The sequence below is a fragment of the Noviherbaspirillum suwonense genome (genome assembly GCF_900182955.1).
Classification (GTDB): domain Bacteria; phylum Pseudomonadota; class Gammaproteobacteria; order Burkholderiales; family Burkholderiaceae_D; genus Noviherbaspirillum_A; species Noviherbaspirillum_A suwonense.
In genome coordinates, this window is sequence record NZ_FXUL01000001.1 from 429664 (window position 1) to 449572 (window position 19909).

The following is a 19909-nucleotide window of genomic DNA, read 5'->3' on the forward strand; positions in this document are numbered from 1 at the left end:
AAATTCCACGATGACGACACTCCCCGTAGACACCGACAACTTCCGCGTCGAAATCGATGAAGGCGGCATCGCGCACCTGATCTTCGGGCCGGCCGGCGGCATGCCGGTGACGGACGCCCGCGGCCATGCGGCGATCGCGTCGATCTGGCGCGACCTCGACGCCCGCGCCGACGTGCGCGTGGTGCTGGTGCGCAGCGAGGGCAAGGCCTTCTGCGCCGGCGGCGCGCTCGACATGGTCGAGGAGATGCTGCAGTCCGAGACCGCGCGGCGGCGGGTGCTGCACGAGGCGCGCGAGCTGGTGGCCGGCATGCTGGCCTGCGGCAAGCCCATCGTTTCGGCCATCCATGGCGCGGCAGTCGGCGCCGGGCTGGCGGTGGCGCTGCTGGCGGACATCTCCATCGCTGCGAAGAATGCGAAGCTGATCGACGGCCATGCCAAGCTGGGCGTGGCCGCCGGCGACCATGCGGCGGTGATCTGGCCGCTGCTGTGCGGCATGGCCAAGGCCAAGTACTACCTGATGCTGTGCGAACCGCTGAGCGGCGAGGAAGCCGAACGCATCGGCCTGGTCAGCCAGGCGGTGGAGGCAGACCGGCTGCAGCAGGCCGCGCTGGACATCGCGCAGCGCCTTGCCGCCGGCAGCGCCGCGGCGCTCGCGCATACCAAGCGCTCGCTCAACCTGTGGCTGCATGCGGCATGGCCGGCGTTCGAGGCGTCGCTGAATGCGGAAATCATGGGTTTCGGCGAGGCCGACGCGCGCGAGGGGCTGGCCGCGATACGGGAAAAACGCGCGCCGCAGTTCGGCCGCGGCCAATGAAATTCGCCGAACTGACCGCCGGCCGCCGCATCAGTCTCGGGCCGCTGGCGGTCGATGAAGGCGAGGTGCTCGCCTTCGCGGGCAAGTACGACAGCCAGTGGTTCCATACCGATCCCGAGCGGGCCGCCGACGGCCCGTTCCAGGGCCTGATCGCCAGCGGCTGGCACACCTGCGCGATGGCGATGTCGCTGATCGCCAGCGAGGTGCTGGCGGATTCCGAATCGTTCGCGTCGCCCGGCCTGGCTTATGTGCGCTGGCCCAACCCGGTGCGCCCCGGCGACAGCCTGACGCTGGAACTCGAGGTGCTGGAGCAGCGCGTGTCCGACAGCCGTCCATCGCTGGGCATCGTGCGCTGGCAGTGGATGATGAAGCGGCAGGGCGGGGCGGTGGTGCTCGACCTGGAAGCGACCAGCATGTTCAGGCTGGGCGAGGAAGGACGTTCCTAGCCGGGCGGTCTCCTAGCCGGGGAGGCCTTATTCAATTGACCCCGGGTCGAACAGGTTGCGCTGCACATGCTGCAGATGCGCATGGATGGCCTTGCGGGCCAGCGCCGCATCGCGCTGGCGCAGCGCATCGACCAGCGCCCTGTGCTCCTGCTGGTAGGCCAGGCGCCGTTCCGGGGTCAGGCTCTGCCGCTTCAGCTGGCCCCACTCGGCGCGCTCCCTTTCCTCGCTCATCAGGTTGAAGACGGTCAGCACGATGCTGTTATGCGTGGCTTCGGCCAGGCTGCGGTGCAGTGCGCCATCCCAATGCTCGAACTGCTCGAACCCGGCTGCGTTTTCCGCATTGCGCAGGCAGTGGTCCATCGTCGCGAAGTCGGCGCCGTTGGCATTGCGTATCACCATGTCGACCAGAGCCGGTTCGAAGGCGATGCGGGCTTCCATCAGTTCGGCCGGGCTGGTCGCGGTGCCCGGCGCGGGCCGCGCGGGAAACGCCGGCTGCGGCAGCCGCGCCAGGGCGTCCGGCGCGACATAGGTGCCGCTGCCCACGGCCTGGGTGATCAGGCCCATGCCCTTCATCTGCGTCAGCGCGCGGCGCACGGTCGAACGTCCGACCTTGAACGCCTCCATCATCTGGCGCTCCGCCGGCAGGCGTTCGCCCGGCCGCCAGCGTCCGTTGCGCAGGTCGGCAAGCAGCATTTCGCGTAACTGGAAGGCGGTATCGGTGCTCAAGGCGGTAGCAGTGTCAGTGAAGGCAAGCACATGTCGGGACGTCCGTTAACATGATTACAGAAGAACTATCAACGCACAACTGGTTGACAATCGTACACCCACACTGATAAATTGGTCTACTAATGAAACCAATTACAACCAATCTGGAGATCACATGCGTTTTGCCACTCTCGAAGTAAACGGCCGCCAGTTCGTCGCAGCAGTCAGCGCGGACGGCACCCAGTATTGCGAAGCAAGCCGGCTGTTCCCCGGATTCGACGGCGACATGCATGCGCTGATCGAGCGCCAGCCGACCATGGAAGGCGTGACCATGCCGACCGACGGCCTGCAGCCGCTCGCCGGCGTGCGCATCTGCGCGCCGATTCCCCAGCCACGCCGCAACATCTTCTGCGTCGGCAAGAACTACCACGAGCATGCGAAGGAATTCGGCCGGTCCGGCTTCGACATGTCGGCCGGCAAGGGCGAGGATGCGCCGCCGGCGCCGGTCGTGTTCACCAAGCCGGCCAGCACCGTGGTCGGCAACGGCGACGACGTGCTGGCCTTCCCGGAAGTGACGCAGCAGATGGATTATGAAGCCGAGCTTGGCGTCATCATCGGCCGCACCGCTCGCGGCATCAGCAAGGCCGAGGCGCTGAACCACGTCTGGGGCTACACCATCATCAACGACGTCACCGCGCGCGACCTGCAGCAGAAGCACCGCCAGTGGTTCATCGGCAAATCGCTCGACACCTACTGCCCGATGGGCCCGTTCATCGTCACCGCCGACGAGGTCGATGTCGGCAACCTGACCGTGCAGTGCTGGATCAATGGCGAACTGCGCCAGAACGCCAACACCAGCGACCTGATCTTCGACGTGCCGACCGTGATCGAAACCCTGTCGGCCGGCATGACGCTGTGCGCCGGCGACGTGATCGCCACCGGCACGCCGGCGGGCGTGGGCATCGGCTTCAAGCCGCCGCGCTTCATGAAGTCCGGCGATGAAATGAAAATCACCATCGGCAATCTGGGCACGCTCACCAACCGCGTCAAGTAAGGGGACAGCGATGAACAGCCATCCGCTGGCGCGCGTTGCCGCCTTCACCCTGCTCGCCGCCGCCGCGCTGGGCGCCACTTCGGCGTCCGCGCAGGAGTATCCGACCAAGCCGGTCAAGATCATCGTGCCGTTCGCGCCCGGCGGGTCGGCCGACGTCTATGGCCGCGCGGTCGCGGTGCATCTGCAGGAGGTGATGAAGCAGACCTTCATCGTCGAGAACCGGCCCGGCGCCGGCTCGCTGATCGGCACCGAGGCGGTGGCCAAGAGCGCGCCGGATGGCTATACATTGCTGCTGATGTCCAACACGCACACGGTCAACGAGTCGCTGTTCACGTCGAAGTCCTTCGACCTGATGCGCGACTTCGTGCCGATCGCGCCGATCAACTACTCCGACCTGGTGCTGGTCACGCGGCCGGGGCTGGGCGCGGCCACGATCGCCGACCTGCTGAAGATGGCCAAGGCCAAGCCGGGCGCGCTGAGCTATGCGTCGTCCGGGCCGGGCACGCCGTACCACATGGCCGGCGAGCTGTTCAAGGCGAGCGCCGGCATATCCATCCTGCATATCCCGTACAAGGGCAGTTCCGGCGCCCGCACCGATGTGCTGGGCGGCCAGGTCGACATGATGTTCGACGCGGTGCCGACGATGGCCGAGTTCATCCGCAGCGGCAAGGTGACCGCGCTTGCCACCACCGGCAAGACCCGCTCCGAGGTGCTGACGAACGTGCCGACCATGAACGAGGCCGGCGTGCCGGGCTACGAGGCGGTGATCTGGCTGGGACTGATGGCGCCCAAGGGCACGCCGCCGGCCATCGTCGCGCGGCTCAACGAGGAAGTCGGCAAGTTCGCGTCCGACCCGCAGACGGTGCGGGCCTGGGCCAAGCAGGGCACGACGCCGATGAAGATGGCGCCCGACGCGTTCTCGAAGTTCATGCAGGACGACATCACGAAGTGGGCGCGCGTGGTCAAGGTCTCCGGGGCGAAGGCCGACCGGTGAGTTCCGGCGGCACCGTAGCGCTGCAGGTCAACAATACGCCGCGGCAGATCGACGCGGATGCCGACCTGCCGCTGATCGATGCGCTGCGCGACATGCTGGACCTGAAAGGCACGCGCTTCGGCTGCGGCGCCGGGCAGTGCGGCGCCTGTTTCGTGCTGGTCGGCGGCCATCCGATGCCGTCCTGCGAAACGCCGCTGTGGGCGGTGGCGGGCAAGTCGATCACCACCGTCGAAGGGCTGGGCAGTCCGGGCGCGCCGCATCCGCTGCAGCAGGCTTTCCTGGACGAGCAGGCCGCGCAATGCGGCTACTGTACGTCGGGCATGCTGATTTCGGCCGCGGCGCTGCTGCGCCGCAACCCGGACCCGGATGAGGCCGAGGTGCGGGCCGCGCTGGAACGCAATCTCTGCCGCTGCGGCAGCCACAACCGCATCGTGCGCGCAGTGCTGCGCGCCGCCGCTGGAAACAAATCCCGATGAACATGGCGTACGCGGCGGCCACTGGCGCCGTCCCCCCCGGCCCGGCGCTGCCGGGCAGCCTGCAGCGCAACCGCACGCTGGGCCAATGGCTGCGCTTCGCCAGCGAAGGCCAGGTCGATGTATTTTCGGGCAAGGTCGAGCTGGGGCAGGGCATCCTGACCGCGCTGGCGCAGATCGTCGCCGAGGAACTGGACCTGCGCATCGACCAGGTGCGCATGCATGCCGCCAACACCGACACCAGCCCGGACGAAGCGGTGACCTCGGGCAGCCTGTCGGTGCAGGAGTCGGGCACGGCGCTGCGCTGGGCCGCGGCCGAGACGCGCCACCTGTTCCTGCAGGCGGCGGCTGCCGCGCTGCATTGCGCGCCGTCCGCGCTGCAGGTCGCCGACGGCGCTTTCCTGCATGCGGACGGCCGCCGTGAAAGCTACTGGACGCTGGCCGGCCGGGTCGTTCTGGACCGCGAGGCCAGCGGCGCCATTGCGCCCAAGGACGCCGGCGCTTACCGCGTCGTCGGCCAGCCGGCGGCGCGGCTCGACCTGCCGGCCAAGGTCTTCGGGCTGCCTGCCTTCATCCATGACATGGTGCTGCCGGGCATGCTGCATGCGCGGATGCTGCGTCCGCCATCGCCGGCCGCGCGGCTGGCGTCGGCGGATGCGGCCGAGGCCGCGCTGGACCAGGCGCGGCTGGTGCGCGACGGCTCGCTGCTGGCGGTAGTGGCGGCCACCCAGTACCTGGCCAACCGCGCCGCCGTCGCCGCCGCAAAGCGCCTGGCATGGGAAACGCCGCTTGCCGCGCCGCTGCCGGACGAGCAGACGCTGCCCGACTGGATCAGGCGCCAGCCCGCCGACGCCAGCCTGGTGGCGGCCAGCCCCAGGCAGCAGGACGCCGTCGCCGCGCCGCCGGCCGGCGTGTTCAGCGCCAGTTACAGCAGGCCTTACCTGGCGCATGCGTCGATTGCGCCGTCATGCGCGTTGGCGCAGTTCAGCGACGGCAGGCTCACCGTCTGGACGCACAGCCAGGGCATCTACAACCTGCGCGCCGACCTGGCGCTGGCCTTCGGCATGGCGCCCGCGGACATCACGGTCCGGCATGTCGAGAGCGCCGGCTGCTACGGCCACAACGGCGCGGACGATGCCGCGTTCGACGCCGCGTGGCTGGCCCGCGCATTGCCCGGCCAGCCGGTGCGGGTGCAATGGTCGCGCGCCGACGAACTGGCCTGGGCGCCGTTCGGCCCGGCCGCGGTGGTCGACCTGCAGGCCGACGTGGACAGCCTCGGCAATGTGCAGTCCTGGCGGCACAGCGTGCGCAGCAACGGCCACAGCAACCGGCCCGGCCGCGCCGCCACGCCGGCGCTGCTGGGCAGCTGGCATACCGCCAAGCCGTTTCCACCGCTGCTGGCGCTGAATGCGCCGCTGGCCGCCGGCGGCGGCGCCGAGCGCAATGCGCTGCCATGCTACGACTTCCCCGTGTGGCAGGCGACCAGCCACCGGCTGCTGTCGATGCCGCTGCGCACGTCGGCGCTGCGGGCGCTGGGCGCGCATGTGAACGTGTTCGCGGTCGAGAGCTTCATGGACGAACTGGCCGAGGCCGCAGGCCGCGACCCGCTGGAATACCGGCTTGCCCATTGCGGCGACCCGCGCGCCCGCGCGGTGCTGGAGGACGCGGCCCGGCGCGCCGGCTGGCCCGGCGCGCACCTGGCCGAGGACCGCGGCATGGGCATCGGCTTTGCGCGCTACAAGAACACCGGCGCCTGGTGCGCGGTGGTGGCCGAGATCGAAGCCGGCGTCGACATCATGGTCAGGCGCCTGACCATCTCGGTCGACGTGGGCGCCGCGATCAACCCGGACGGCGTGCGCAACCAGATCGAGGGCGGCGCGATCCAGGCATGCAGCTGGACGCTCAAGGAAGCGGTGCGCTTCGACGCCGAACGCGTCACCAGCGACAGCTGGGACACCTACCCCATCCTGCGCTTCTCGGAGGTGCCGGCGGTCGACGTCGGCATCCTCGACGGCGCCGGCCCGCCGCTGGGCGCGGGCGAAGCGTCGGTCGGCCCGACCGCCGCGGCCATCGGCAATGCGGTTGCCCGCGCGCTGGGGCTGCGGGTGCGGGCGCTGCCGATCACCGCGGAACGCATACAACAGCTGCTGGCGTAGCACCGCGCCGGCGCAAATAACGAATCACCAAAGGAGAAAACATGGAAGTGCATATTCTGAGCGGCGGCGCGGCGCAGGGCGTTGTCAGGGGACTGGAGCAGTCCTTCCTGGACGAGACCGGCGCCCGGCTGCAGGCGACGTTCGGCGCGGTCGGCATGATGAAGGAAAAGCTGCTGGGCGGCGCGCCATGCGACGTGCTGATCCTGACGCAGGCATTGATCGACGAGCTGGAGCAGAGCGGCCGCGTCGAGTCGGGCAGCGCCGCCGCGCTGGGCCGCGTGAAGACCGGCGTCGCGGTGAAGGCCGGCGAAGCGCAGCCGGATGTGTCCAGCGCGGACGGCCTGCGCGCGGCGCTGCTGGCGGCCCGCGGCATTTACTTCCCGGACCCGCAGAAAGCCACCGCCGGCATCCACTTCATCAACGTGGTGAAGAAGCTCGGCATCTTTTCCGACATCGAAGCGGCGCTGCGGCCGTTTCCAAACGGCGCCACCGCGATGGCGCAGATGGCGCAGGCCGACGAGCCCGGCCTGCTGGGCTGCACCCAGGTCACCGAGATCCTGTACACGCCGGGCGTGAGCCTGGTGGCGCCGCTGCCGGTCGAGTTCGAACTGGCCACCGTCTATACCGCGGCGCTGTCGACCCGCGCGGACCAGCCCGAGCTGGCGCGGCGGCTCATTGCGGCGCTGTCCGGCGAGACATCGAAGGCCCTGCGCGAACAGGGTGGATTCGAGTTATAGAACCCCCGCGTGGCGACGCCTCAGATCGGCTTCGCCACGCTGACGCCGAATATCCAGCTGAAGCGCAGCGGCCTCGACTTCCTGCAGAACCGGTGCAGCGCCATCAGCCCCCAGGTCGTCATCAAGGGAGCGGCGAACCAGTACGCCTCATACGGAATGGACTGGTCGACGCGCTTGTACAGTGCGTAGGTCAGGATCAGCACCGGCGCATGCAGCAGGAATATGAAGAAGCTGTGCTTCGCCCGCGCTGCCAGCCACCTGCCGGCCTTCGTATCGACCAGCAGGCTCGTCGTGGGCCATAGCAGGAAGGGCGCGACGAAGCGCAGGTAAGTGGTGTTTCCTATCCTGAAGATGACGATGCTCGTGCAGATCGCCAGGAAAACGATCAGGCACAGGCCGGCATATTTGTCGAGCCGCTTGATGTCCCATCGCTGCACCGCCGCCATGCCGCCGATATAGAACATGATGGCCATCTCGTTGCGCAGCACCAGGTCGCCCTCGACGTTAAACCAGAACAGCACGACAGTGAGGAAAAAGCCAGCCAGCGCCGCGCGGCGCAGCAGCCATCCGAGGAAGGGCGCCAGCAGCATCAACGCCAGCAGGTCGCGCACGAAGTTCAACGGGTAGTTGACCGGCCCCTTGGTGAAGCCGAAGGCGGCGTCCAGCATCGTGCCGGGATTGAATGGATACAACTGGTAGGAGACCGGCACCCTGTAATGCGACTGCATCAAAAACAGGGCAACGGCCAGCAAGGTATTGCAAGTGAAAAAAGGCACGAGCAGCGTCCTGAACTTCTTGGAAGCGAGCTTGCTCGCGCTGGTGTCCAGCCCGGAGCCGAAAAGCAGGTAACCCGATACGCAGGTCAGCACAGGCACGGTGCAGCGGAACACCGCGCTCTGGAAGAATGCCTTGGTGAGGTCGAACCAGCCGGAACCGATGTCGGCGATGTTGACGTATTCCGGCGTGTGGAGAATCACGATGCCGAAAATCATTGCGAAACGCAGCATATCGATTCGCGTTCTTACTTCATTGTCTATCCAAACCTGATTCATTGATGCCTAAGCCAGAAAACTTGAAACGCTTCCGTATAGCAATGTTAATGCCAGTAAATAAATTTAAATAAAAACAATGGCTTGGCGTCAGGTTTGCGAAACTGACATTACCTTTTGTAAAGTTTGGCGACTCACATGTTTATGGGATGCCAGGGTGCCTGCAACGAAAGCGGGAGATAGCCGGGACGATTCCAGGCAGTGTGCCGTGTGCTGGAAATCTTATTGCGATGCATGCCGGAATACATAGGGGCCTGTCCGGCGAAATGATTGACAGATAATCTTTCGGGCGGTTAAATGCGAGCGCTTATTAAATCTATAACGCTCTGGCATGCCCTTGCTGCTAACGTCTGGCAGCGGCAGCCCGGTCTTTTTCCACCACTAATAATTCGAACAAGGGACACATGAAAACCCAATCAGGCCTATTTATCGCAGCGCTTCTTCTCGCCGGCTGCGCACAAAACCCATTGGCAAAAAACGGCGCCGCGAACACGCAGCCCGCGACATCCGCCCAGGCCCAGCCTGCCACTGCCGCGTCCTCCGCGGGCAAGCGGGAAGTCAAGGGAATCAACGACTGGAGCGGCTATATCCAGGGTACCCCTGCGGCCAACAGCAGGTTCTCGAGCCTGAAGATCGGCATGGGCCAGAAAGAGGCCATGGACATCGCCGGCCAGCCGACCGACCAGGGCTCGCATATCACCGGCAAGGCCTTCATCCCGTTCTACATGGGCTCGGGTTCGGTTGAAACCTGGCTGCATTACAAGGGCGTCGGGCGCCTGCTGTTCGCGTCGAACGGCGGCTTCTCGACCAGCACCGGTCTGATCGGGATCGAGCATGATGCGAGCGAGCGCGGATACCGCTAAAGCGGGATTGTCGCGCGGCGACATCGATGACTGAAAAAGCGGGCCGGATGGCCCGCTTTTTTAATGTGCACAAAGCTGAGCAGCTAATGTGGATGGCGGATGGCGGATGCTGCGTTCCACCGTCCTTGTTTGCCAGCGGTGCGCCTTTATGGGTATTGCGGGGCCATGTGGAAGCATCGCAAATACGGCGATGTGCGTGAAAAACTGGAGTTGTTCGGCCTGCGGCTGGCACGCAGAAGCAGGCGCAGGCCGAGGGAAAAGAATCGCGGACCCGTCTGTTATCCAGGGTTATAAGAAGCCGGAAAAGAAAATCATTTCGTCGTCGCGGGCGGGCAGCAATGTTATATAATTTATATTAGTTACCAAAAAGAATCTTTTTGGGGGCTAATTGCAAAAATGTAATATTGAGAAGGGACGCCATGCTGGGAATCGATCCACGTTCTTTTATCATTGTTACGACCTGTCTTGGCTTTTTATGTGCTTGCCTGTGCTTTATCCTGCGGCGTAGCTTTCCACGCGACATTGAGGGAATTACCGAATGGGGAACGGCTTGCATTGTCCTTGTGGTTGCTTCAGCTCTGTTCGCTTCACGCCAGCATTTGAATATCTTCTTCGGCAGTTATCTGGCGAATGTCCTTTTTGTAGCCGGCATCGCATTGATGCACCGAAGCATACGTAAATTTACCGCTCAGCCGTATCGTCAACGACTTGAAACTGCCACCGTGCTTGCCATGGCAGCGTTGCTGGTGTGGCCGACCTTCGTTCATGACGACTATCGATTTCGCATCGTTATCGTAAGCGTGGTGAATGCATGTTTTTTCCTTGCATCGGCATTCGCAATTACACGGATGTCGGCGAAAGGCTTCGTCGAGTACTTTACCCAGTTCATATTCGTTGCCACGGCTTTAGTATTGGCCGTGCGATGCGGCGTCACCCTGCTTGCGCCAAACACGCTGCAGCCTTTGACCAATACGTCATTCATCCACTACGTGTATCTCGCAACAACTTCATTTTCGATCCTGGCGTTAAGCCTTGGTTTCATTATGATGATCAACCGCCGCTTGCAGCAGCGGCTGGAAGCGGCAGCCTTCCACGATGGGTTGACCGGTGTGTTTACCCGGACGGCATTTTTCGATTCGGCGAACATGGAACTGGCGCGCTGCCATCGGTCCGGCGACAAGGTATCGCTATTGATCATCGATCTCGATGACTTCAAATCGATCAATGATCGTTTCGGCCACCTGGGCGGCGATGGCGTGCTGATTGATTTTGTAAACAGGACCCGGCAAGTCCTGCGGAGCCATGACTTGTTCGGCCGGTATGGCGGCGAAGAATTCGTGGCCCTTTTGCCGGTGACCGACCAAAAGCAGGCCCACGAAGTCGCAGGGCGAATATGTGCAATATGCCAGCGATCCGGCGAAGCGGGTGCGACTGCATTTACAGTCAGCATCGGCGTGGCAACCGTCCAGCCGGGCGGCGAAGACATAGGCGCCATATTGGCGCAGGCCGATGCGGCGCTTTATCGTGCAAAGAGGAATGGAAAGAACCGTTACGAATCACATGTCGTGATTTCGACGGCCGCCTAGAACAGGTTCATGCCGTTGCGCCCGCCTGGCGAACTCGTATGTCCGCATTGCCACGTTTCAAATCTCCGCCAGGAATTTCAACCTCCACTCACCCCACCGATCATTCTCGCCGCGATGCGTCGACGGCCGGGAGCCATCGCTGCCAGAAAAAATGATCGATCAGTGGAATGGGGATGGGACAACACCCATCGTCATAAGGATACGGCGTGTCCCGCATTGGCGGCCAAGCGGCAATTCGACAATGAATCCACTGTTCAGGCAGCTGATTCGGCAGCTGTCAGGGGTGATGCCGGGTTTTCTTGTACATTAGAACCGTTGCCGAGGGTTGGCAAATAACATCAATAATGAGGGGACAACATGAGAAATATTGCAAAGCTGTTATGCGGCATGACATTCGCCGTCGCAAGCTGGTCTTCCGCCGTCGCAGCCGAACCTGCAAAGATCAGGATGCAGGAATTCATGGTGCCTGCCGACGAATCGGGCATCCAGTTATATGTGCGGAACAAGCGCCCGGAAGGCGTGGAAAAATTCGGTCCCGACAAGATTCTCCTATTCGTGCATGGATCGACCTATCCGGCCGAAACGGCTTTCGATTTGCCCTTGAACGGCATGTCATGGATGGATTACATCGCCCAGCATGGGTATGACGTGTACCTGGTCGACCTGCGTGGCTATGGGCGCTCCACGCGGCCGCCGGAGATGTCCAAGCCCGCGGAAGACAATTCGCCCATAGTCCGGACAGAGACCGCCGTCCGGGATGTCGGATCCGCAGTCGACTTCATCACCAAACGAACCGGGTCGCCGAAGCTCAATCTCCTGGGCTGGTCCTGGGGCACCAGCACGATGGGTTGGTACACCGCCCAGCATAATGACAAGGTGAATAAGCTGGTGCTGTACGCACCGCAATGGATTCGAAACGAAGCTTCGCTGACCGATAGCGGCGGAAAACTTGGCGCATACCGTTCGGTGTCGATGTCGTCGGCGAAGGAACGCTGGTTGAAAGGCGTGCCGGAAGACAAGAAGGCAACGTTGATACCGGAAGGCTGGTTCGAGCAATGGTCACAAGCCACATTGGCGACGGACCCGGAAGGCTCGAAGCAAACGCCACCGGTGCTGCGCGCGCCCAATGGCACGGTGCAGGATTCGCGCGATTACTGGTCCGTCGGCAAGCCACTGTATGACCCCGGAATGATACGCGTGCCGACATTTCTCGCGCATGCCGAATGGGACGCCGATCTTCCCAGCTACATGCTGCATGCGTACTTTGCCAGGCTGACGAATGCGCCTTATAAAAGGTATGTAGAAATCGGTGAAGGCACGCACACCGTGATCATGGAAAAGAATCGCATGCAGCTGTTCCAGGCAGTGCAGCAATTTCTGGATGAAGACATCAAACCTGGAAAGTGAACGGCTTGCCCTATCCTGCAGGAAGGACATCGCCGTGCCGATGTTCCTTGCTATCTGACAGGTAAGGCGTTCTGACGCTCTTCCTGCCGCTCCTGCGGCAGGAAGAGGGCACCAGTGATTCAGCATGATGAAGCTGCGGTATCGGGACACCGCGGCCAGTGCCTCGGGTTCGACGGTTTTTCCGCCGGCCAGGTCTCTGAAACATGGCCGGAAGGATGAAAGCGATTGCCATGAACGACGATGAACCGTCCGCTCAGGAACCCGCTACCCAGTCCCCCGACTTCCCGCCATGCTTCTCCAGCACCTTCACATCCGTCATCACCATCCCGCGGTCCACCGCCTTGCACATGTCGTAAATGGTCAAGAGGCCGACCTGCACCGCGGTCAGCGCTTCCATCTCCACGCCGGTCTTGCCGCTCGTCTCCACCCGCGCGGTGCAGGTCACCTGGTTCAGCGCAGCGTCCGGCTCCAGGTCCACGGTGACGCGGGTCAGCGCCAGCGGATGGCACAGGGGAATCAGGTCGCTGGTGCGCTTGGACGCCATGATGGCGGCGATGCGCGCGATGCCCAGCACGTCGCCTTTCTTTGCGGTGCCGGACAGGATCTGGGCCAGGGTCTCCGGCTTCATCCGGATCACGCCCGATGCAATGGCGATGCGATGGGTGTCGGCCTTGGCGCCGACGTCGACCATGTGCGCCTGGCCGGATGCGTCGAAATGCGTGAGAGAGGACGGGGTGTCTGGCTGCTGGTCTGTGCTCATGAACGGAAGAAGGTGGCTGGATGAATGGGAAATGCCGCGCTGCTGGCACATGGTCTGGCAGCAGGGATCATAGCACCGTGTCCTCGCCGTCACGCCCGCCCGATCGCGCACGGATCAGGGATAAGCACCGAATGCAATCCTGCGCAAAACCGGCAGCGCCGGCAGGCGCTGCGTGCCGATAAGGGTCTTCTGCATGGACTTGCATGCGGACTGGCTCGCGGATGCGCATGCCTGGAGCGCCGTGCATCATTTTCGTTCGGAGGGCGGACGCCGGCGCTGCATCGCATCGCCAGACGGGGCGACGCGCTTACGAAAAGAGCGGTTGAGCACCTGAAACATAAAGATTGAATTGTGTCGCCCCGATCCCCTCGTAGTGATAATGATCGTAGCTGACGCCGAGGACGGTAAGGCTATCCACCTTGGTCCGGCTAAAACCGTCGTCTGCAACGAAGACCTGGTCGTTTGCATCGGCTTTCAGGAATAACAGGTCGCCAGAGGTAAAGGCAATGCCGGCACTCGGGGTCAGGCGGAAGATATCGGCCGCGCCGTTGGCGAAGTCGAAGGCATCGACATTGGCATAGGACGTCTTTCCACTGGATGCGTTTTCGCTGACGAGAAAGCGCCCCAGGTCCAGGTCCGTCATGCCCGTGATTTTTATGGTGTCGGAGCCGGCGCCGCCGTCGAACGCAATATCGTGCAGCTTGCCGGCTGCCGCGTCCTGGTACAGGTCTTTAATCACCAGGGTGTCGTTGCCGATACTGCCCGTCACGGTGAACTGCGTCAGCCGTGCAGTGGCGCTGGTGCCGGTAAAGCTCTTGTCGAAATAGAAGGTATCGTCGCCGGCGCCGCCGGTCAAGGCGCTGTACGACCCGCCGTCATTGAACAGGCCGGCCTTGCCGGCAACGATGGTATTGTTTCCATCGCCGGCATTGATGTCGTAGTGCGCTGTTCCTCCGTGCCCGCCAGGTCCACCCGATCCAGGATGCGTGATTCGTCCAAGGGGCGTTCCATTGATAAACCCGCTGGCATTCGGGTTTGCTGCGCCTCCCAGGCCATCCTGTCCATCGATTCCACCAGCACCGATATCGCCCTGCAGGATGATGTCCCTGGCAAAGCCGGTCTCTATCTTGTAATTAATCGAGCCGCCAGAGCCGCCACTCCCGCCATCTCCGCCATCCTGCCCGAATTGCGAAGCAAAAAAACGACTGGTGCCCGGCGTAACCGTGTAATTTCCCGCCGCGCCGTTTCCGCCATTGCCGCCATCTCCTGCATCTGCCTGATCGCCGCCGAACAGCAGGACACTTCCCGATCCGGTTTCGGCCACGGTGTAATCGATGGTTTCGCCATTGGCGCCGTTGCCGCCCGCCGGCGTTGTCCCGCCGTCCACGCCTGCAGTGTAGGGACCCGCGGCCCCTCCCTGGCCGCCGTTGCCAACGGCAATAAGCGCCGCGCCGAGAACGAGATGCGGACTGGCATCCTGATACGCAATGCGTTCGTTAAAAGCGGTAGCAGAGGTCGGGCTGGCGCCGGCGACAGTGGCAGTACCGTCACCGCCAGCGGAACCGTTCTCGCTGCTGTAAGCCGGCTTGTCGGGTAATGTCACGGTGTAGTCCACGCTGTTTATAAGCATGCTTCCCCCATCTGCCAGCACGACGTTATCAGCCGCAGCGCCGGTGGGTGAGAATGTGCCGTTGATCACATCCGCGCCACAGAGAAGAATGTCGACGGCGGTCGACGCTGCGACCGTCACAGTCGCCGTCGCTGCATTGCTGCTCGCGCCTTTCGTATCTTGCGCCACGTAGCTGAAACTGGCTGCGCCGCTGGTTGACGGCGTAAAGGTGACGGTGCCGTCGGTATTGAGCACGGCAGTGCCGCCGGCGCCATCGGTCACGCTGGATATTTTCAACAGGGCGGCATCGCCGTCGTCTGCATCGGTATCGTTTCCCAGCAGTTGCAGGGCGGTGTAGATAGCCGGCGCGCCCCGGGTGGCTGTCAAGGCATCGTTTGTCGCAACCGGCGTGTCGTTGACGCCATTGACGGTAATTTGCATCGTCCCGTTGGTCGAGCTCACGCCGTCGCTTACGGAAAAATTCTGTAGCAGGTCCACGCTGCTGCCCTGCGATAAATGCTGAAACGCTGCGTTTTTCGGATCGAAGCGATAGGCGCCATCCGGGTCGATGTTCAACGCCGTCACCAGGATGCCGGTACTGGCGAAGGTCAGGCTTGCGCCGGCATCGACATCGCTGCCATCGAGGCGTCCCGTCAATGCCGGGCCATCTTCCGATACCGTGGCGCTGGCCGACGTAACGACAGGCGCATCGTTTGCGCCGTTGATACTGATCCTAATCGTCTCCTCGGTGCCATCTTCCGTCGTGACCTGAAAGGTGTCCTGCAAGGTCTCGGTCGTGTTGAGCTTTTGTACGGTGCCGTTGTGGTTGGTGAGGGTGTAAGTCCACTTGCCGTCAGCGCTTATTGCATAAGTGCCATAGCCACCCCGGCTGGGCTGGCCCGGAGTCGCGTCCATGAAGGTATTGGCCGCATTATCCACGTCTGCCGCCGTCACTACGCCGGTCGCTGTGGGCGAGCCAGGCGTGCCGTTGTCGACGCCGCCCGCTTCCGTCACTTCGCCAGTCAAGCTGCCATCGACGATGGCGTAATCGTTGACGCCGCTGATGGTGACCGTTTCGGACTGGACCGATGTACCGCCGTTGCCGTCGTCGACCTGGTAATCGACGCGTATGGTGCTGGTCTGCGCTTCTTTCCGATTGGTCTGACCTGCCAGATGGTCGAACGCGTCATTGCCCGGGTCGACTGTCAGTGTCCGTCCGGACAGGCTCAGGCCACTCGGCGCGGTCGCCGGCGCAGCGCCGCCGTCGACGCTGTAGGTGACGTTCGATATGCTCAGGGTGCTGATGTCATTGTCGACATCGCTTGCCCCGGCGAGCAAGTCGATGTCATAGGATTCCGCGTCTTCGCGCGCGGCCGAGACAAGCGCCGCGCCCACGGTTGGCGCATCGTTTGCGCCCTTGATGCCGATCGTGATCGTTTGCGCCGTGCCGTCGGCCGTCGTGACCTGAAAGCTGTCCTGCAAGGTCCCGGTCGCGCTGAGCGCTTGCACTGTGCTGTCGGTGTCGTCCAGTGTATAGGTCCATGTGCCGCTAGCGGTCATTGCGTAAGAGCCGTAGCCGCCCGTGCTTGCCTGGCCTGCAGCCGTCGCCGTGAACGTGTTCGCCGGGTTGTCCGGGTCCGTGGCCGTCAGCAGGCCGGTTGCAGTGGGCGAGCCGGCCGTGCCATTGGCCACGCCGCCGGCTTCCGTCACGTCTCCGCTACGTTGGCCGTTGATGACGGCAGCATCATTGGCGCCGGTGATGTTGATTGTCACGGTGGCAGTTTTTACATCGCCATTCGCATCCGTCACGGTGTAGGTGAACGTATCCTGGGCGGTCTGGCCGGCGCCGAGTCCCTGATAAATATCGTTGGGCGTATAAACGAACTGCGCTGCCTGTCCGGTTGCGGGATGCGTCAGATCGAGATTCGCCAGGGCCACTGTGCCGTGTCGCGTGCCATCGGCGCCTGCCGGCGGCTGCGTGAATGTGATGCTTCTAGCGAGATCGGGCACGCTGTCATTGGCCAGCACATTGAACGCGGTGCTTGGCGCATCTTCGCTGCAGGCAATCGTATCTGCCGTCAATGTGACCGGATCGTTCCTCGGATCGAGCGCGATCCCGTCCACGGTCACTGTCAGGTTTTCCATCCCGAAGGTGGTCAGGCCGAATGCCTTGAACTCGAACAATGATGATTGGGCTTTCGTTCCAGCGAGGAATGCCAGGTATTGGGCGACATCGGCCTGCACGCCGGGCGTGAGCCATTGTGCATAAGTAAAGCCGAGCTGGAGCGTGTCCGTCCCGAAGCCGCCACTATAGCCATCCCGGTAGCCAGCATTTTCGGCCATGCCATAACTCAGGATGTCGCTTCCGGCGCCGCCGTTGAGCAGGTCATGGCCGGCGCCGCCTTCAAGCCTGTCATTGCCGGCGCCGCCATCGAGCAGATCGTTGCCGGATCCGCCGTCAAGTTTGTCATCACCCAGTCCGCCATATAAAAAGTCGTTGCCGGCGCCACCGTTCAACGTATCGTTTCCCGTGTTGCCGAGAATCGTGTCGTTGCCCGAGTTATTGCCTGATGAACCCGGATAAACATCGTTGCCGGGTGTGCCGTTGTAGATTGCCATGGATAACTCCTGGTGTCGTCGAGGCGAGTGGCGTTTGAAAGGACATGCGCTTTATAAGGGCCTTGGAACAGCACGCAGCCGCAAGCGACGCCAGCTTTACTGACGATTTTTTGCCTTGCCTGGTGCTGTTCGGGCCTGTCGATGCCAGACCGGTTCAATGCTGGCCGCTTAACTATAAGTGGAAAAATAAAAAATACAAGAAGTAGCGCGGGGCAAGAGGTAAATATCGATAGCTGCCCTCGATGCCATGCTGTTTCGGCGCTGCCCGTCTGACACCGCATCCTGACTGTCTGCCCGGCGGCTTCAGGCATGCGCTGATGTGCCTGCACCGATATCGACTTGACGAATGCATGGTCGGCACCCGTTGGCCGGCGACAGGTATCATGGCGCCTTGAACTTGCCTTCGTACCCGATCAGCCATGCGATTCCGTAGACTTTTCCTGGCCGCCGCAGTGGCGGCATGTCTAGCCAGCCAGTCCGTGCTGGCGCCCCAGCTGGCAACGGCGCAGAACCTGCCCAACCTCGGCGGCAGCGAACGCGAGGACCTGTCGCCGCTGATGGAGCGCAAGCTGGGCGAACAGATCATGCGCGACATCCGGCGCGACAACGATTACCTGAACGACGCGCCGACGCTGGAATACCTGAACGGTTTCGGCAACAGCCTGGTGGAGGCGCGGCCCGAGGTGCGCGGCGAGGCCGGCTTCGACTTCCTCTTCTTCGCGGTGCGCGACCCGGCGCTGAACGCGTTCGCGCTGCCCGGCGGCTTCATCGGCGTCTACTCCGGCCTGATGCTGGCCGCGCAGAGCGAGTCCGAACTGGCCTCGGTGCTGGCGCATGAAATCGGCCACGTGTCGCAGCGGCACATTGCCCGCATGCTGGGCAGCCAGAAGCAGGACATGCTGATCCCGCTGGCGGCCATGGTGCTGGGCGCGCTGGCCGCCCGCAGCAGCCCCGACCTCGGGATGGCGACGATGATGGGCGGGCAGGGCTATGCGATGCAGCGCCAGCTCAACTTCAGCCGCGACGCCGAGCGCGAGGCCGATCGCGTCGGCCTGCAGATCCTGGGCGAGGGCGGCTTCGACACGTCGGGCATGGTGGCCTTTTTCGGCAGGCTGCAGACGGCGACCCGCGCCTACAGCGAAAACGCGCCGGCCTACCTGCAGTCGCATCCGCTGACGACCGAGCGGATCGCCGATATCCAGGCCCGCATCCGCGACCAGCGGTACCGGCAGCGGGCGGACAGCATCGAGTTCCAGTTGATCCGGGCGCGGGTGCGGGTGCTGCAGGACCCGTCGGCGCAGGGGCTGCGCGAGGCGGCTGCGCTGTTCGAGAGCCAGCTGCAGCAGAAGAGCCGGGTGCAGACCGCCGCCGCCAAGTACGGGCTGGCCTTCATCGCGCTGAAGCAGGGAAAGAACGAGCAGGCGCAGGCGCTGCTGGAGGAGGCCCGCACCGCCGCGCTGAAGAACAGCGCGCCGCTGGCCGCGCTGGGGATCGAGGCGCGGCTGGCGGCCGGGCAGCCGGCGCTGGCGCTGAAGGAGGCGCAGGCTGCGCGCACCGCGTATCCGTTGTCGCGCGGCTTCGCAATGCAGTATGCGGACGCGCTGACCGCGTCCGGCAAGAGCGACGAGGCGGTGCGTTTCCTGCGCGACCAGTCGCAGCTCTACCGCTCGGATGTCGAGGTGCAGCAGCACCTGGCCAGCGCCTATGCCGCGCAGGGCAAGCAGGCGCTGCAGCACATGGCGCTGGCCGAGGCCTATGCGCTCAATGGCGCGCTGCCGGCGGCGCTGGACCAGCTGGGGATTGCGCGCAAGGCGCCGGATGCGTCGTTCTACGACCAGTCCATCATCGATGCCCGCGAGCGGGAATTCCAGGAACGGCGGCGCGAGGAATTAAAGGAAAGCAGGGAAGCGCGGAAGTAGGCGCGGTTCGCCGGGCGGAGCCGGCGGCGGGGCGCTGCGCCAGCCGGCCGGCAGAATCCGCCGGACGCGGCTGGGCACATTCCGGCCCGGCAGCCTTACTCCCCGCGCGGCTGCAGCACGAAGCCGAAGCGCTCCGCCAGCCCGGCGCTGTCTATCCGCTGCACCGGCAGCGCGCGGCCTCCGTGCTGCATCGTCATCGGCGCCGGGGCCGATTCCTCCAGCCATGCCATCAGCCTTTCGTCCGACGCTGCCGCGCCGCCGACCGACAGCGCGCCGGTGCATTGCGCGAGGTCGCGGTCGTCGAGCTGCGCGAGCTTGCCGCCGCCTTCCAGGATCAGCTGGCCGCGCTCGGTCATGTAGACCTGGTCTACCTGCGCCAGCGTGTCGCCGGTTTGCAGCAGGAAGCCCTGGGCGGGGTCGGTGCGGGCGATGTAGGGCGTCGCCTCGAGGTCCACGTAGACCCGCTGCGGCCCGTTCTGGAAGTACCAGCGGCCGCCGTCGTCGCAGGCGTAGTTGCGGTTGATGAAGCCCAGCAGCGTTGCGTTGGCGATGCGGTCGCCGGCCTGGCCGGCCTGCTGCGCGGCTTCGTCGCGCATGCGCCAGCCGCCGCGCGCGTCGAGCGCCAGCCAGCCGTAGCAGTGCGGAACATTGGGCCATTTGGCCATGGCCTGTCGGACGCTGTCATCCATGATCGCTGCCTCGTCGAATTGAAAGATGC

Annotated in this window: 16 protein-coding genes; 11 read left to right on the top strand and 5 right to left on the bottom strand. The window is 63.9% G+C overall.

Going from position 1 to position 19909, the window contains the following annotated elements; translation table 11 throughout:
- Window positions 1–10: 10 nt before the first annotated feature.
- Both QOL82_RS01985 and QOL82_RS01990 read left to right on the top strand, forming a co-directional pair.
- Window positions 11–814: an enoyl-CoA hydratase/isomerase family protein gene (locus QOL82_RS01985; RefSeq protein WP_283440537.1), complete on the top strand. Its 804-nt coding sequence runs from the start codon at window positions 11–13 to the stop codon at window positions 812–814.
- Window positions 811–1260 (top strand): MaoC family dehydratase, encoded by a 450-nt coding sequence (locus tag QOL82_RS01990; RefSeq protein WP_283440538.1) that lies wholly within the window; start codon window positions 811–813, stop codon window positions 1258–1260. Before QOL82_RS01985 ends, QOL82_RS01990 begins: the two co-directional genes overlap by 4 nt.
- A 27-nt stretch (window positions 1261–1287) precedes the next feature.
- Here the strand turns inward: QOL82_RS01990 and QOL82_RS01995 are convergent, their stop codons facing one another.
- Window positions 1288–1986 (bottom strand): FadR/GntR family transcriptional regulator, encoded by a 699-nt coding sequence (locus QOL82_RS01995; protein WP_283440539.1) that lies wholly within the window; start codon window positions 1984–1986, stop codon window positions 1288–1290.
- Window positions 1987–2140: 154 nt separating this feature from the next.
- Between QOL82_RS01995 and QOL82_RS02000 the strand changes: the two genes are divergently transcribed.
- From QOL82_RS02000 to QOL82_RS02020, 5 genes are read left to right on the top strand one after another with little or no spacing between them, the layout of a single operon-like run.
- Complete coding sequence (locus QOL82_RS02000; protein WP_283440540.1) at window positions 2141–3019, top strand: fumarylacetoacetate hydrolase family protein; 879 nt, start codon at window positions 2141–2143, stop codon at window positions 3017–3019.
- Between the two features lie 10 nt (window positions 3020–3029).
- On the top strand, window positions 3030–4013 hold the full coding sequence (locus QOL82_RS02005; protein WP_283440541.1) for a tripartite tricarboxylate transporter substrate binding protein: 984 nt from the start codon (window positions 3030–3032) through the stop codon (window positions 4011–4013).
- Entirely contained in the window at window positions 4010–4489 is a 480-nt protein-coding gene (locus tag QOL82_RS02010) for a (2Fe-2S)-binding protein (RefSeq protein ID WP_283440542.1), read from the top strand. Before QOL82_RS02005 ends, QOL82_RS02010 begins: the two co-directional genes overlap by 4 nt.
- Window positions 4486–6642, top strand: a complete 2157-nt coding sequence (locus QOL82_RS02015; protein ID WP_283440543.1) for a xanthine dehydrogenase family protein molybdopterin-binding subunit — start codon at window positions 4486–4488, stop codon at window positions 6640–6642. The genes QOL82_RS02010 and QOL82_RS02015 overlap by 4 nt, the downstream gene beginning before the upstream one ends.
- A 41-nt stretch (window positions 6643–6683) precedes the next feature.
- Window positions 6684–7379, top strand: a complete 696-nt coding sequence (locus tag QOL82_RS02020; RefSeq protein WP_283440544.1) for a molybdate ABC transporter substrate-binding protein — start codon at window positions 6684–6686, stop codon at window positions 7377–7379.
- Window positions 7380–7399: 20 nt separating this feature from the next.
- On the opposite strand, the gene QOL82_RS02025 is transcribed toward QOL82_RS02020, so the two are convergent.
- Complete coding sequence (locus QOL82_RS02025) at window positions 7400–8386, bottom strand: acyltransferase family protein (RefSeq protein WP_283440545.1); 987 nt, start codon at window positions 8384–8386, stop codon at window positions 7400–7402.
- A gap of 446 nt (window positions 8387–8832) precedes the next feature.
- Here QOL82_RS02025 and QOL82_RS02030 point away from each other — a divergent pair, with 446 nt between their 5' ends.
- The 3 genes from QOL82_RS02030 (at window position 8833) to QOL82_RS02040 (ending at window position 12284) form a co-directional block, all read left to right on the top strand.
- Window positions 8833–9291 carry a putative periplasmic lipoprotein gene (locus QOL82_RS02030; RefSeq protein ID WP_283440546.1) on the top strand — a complete coding sequence of 153 codons (459 nt, stop codon included), beginning with the start codon at window positions 8833–8835 and terminating at the stop codon, window positions 9289–9291.
- 419 nt (window positions 9292–9710) lie between these two features.
- On the top strand, window positions 9711–10877 hold the full coding sequence (locus QOL82_RS02035) for a GGDEF domain-containing protein (RefSeq protein ID WP_283440547.1): 1167 nt from the start codon (window positions 9711–9713) through the stop codon (window positions 10875–10877).
- Window positions 10878–11234: 357 nt separating this feature from the next.
- Entirely contained in the window at window positions 11235–12284 is a 1050-nt protein-coding gene (locus QOL82_RS02040) for an alpha/beta hydrolase (protein ID WP_283440548.1), read from the top strand.
- A gap of 253 nt (window positions 12285–12537) precedes the next feature.
- Here QOL82_RS02040 and moaC read toward each other — a convergent pair whose 3' ends face one another.
- Entirely contained in the window at window positions 12538–13044 is a 507-nt protein-coding gene (moaC, locus tag QOL82_RS02045; RefSeq protein ID WP_283440549.1) for a cyclic pyranopterin monophosphate synthase MoaC, read from the bottom strand.
- A 307-nt stretch (window positions 13045–13351) separates the two neighbouring features.
- Window positions 13352–17272 carry a VCBS domain-containing protein gene (locus tag QOL82_RS02050; RefSeq protein ID WP_283440550.1) on the bottom strand — a complete coding sequence of 1307 codons (3921 nt, stop codon included), beginning with the start codon at window positions 17270–17272 and terminating at the stop codon, window positions 13352–13354.
- A gap of 419 nt (window positions 17273–17691) precedes the next feature.
- Here QOL82_RS02050 and QOL82_RS02055 point away from each other — a divergent pair, with 419 nt between their 5' ends.
- Entirely contained in the window at window positions 17692–19191 is a 1500-nt protein-coding gene (locus QOL82_RS02055; RefSeq protein WP_283440551.1) for a beta-barrel assembly-enhancing protease, read from the top strand.
- Between the two features lie 95 nt (window positions 19192–19286).
- Here the strand turns inward: QOL82_RS02055 and QOL82_RS02060 are convergent, their stop codons facing one another.
- The gene (locus QOL82_RS02060; RefSeq protein WP_283440552.1) at window positions 19287–19880 is read right to left on the bottom strand and encodes a DUF2946 family protein; all 594 of its coding nucleotides are present in this window, start codon (window positions 19878–19880) and stop codon (window positions 19287–19289) included.
- Window positions 19881–19909: the final 29 nt, after the last annotated feature.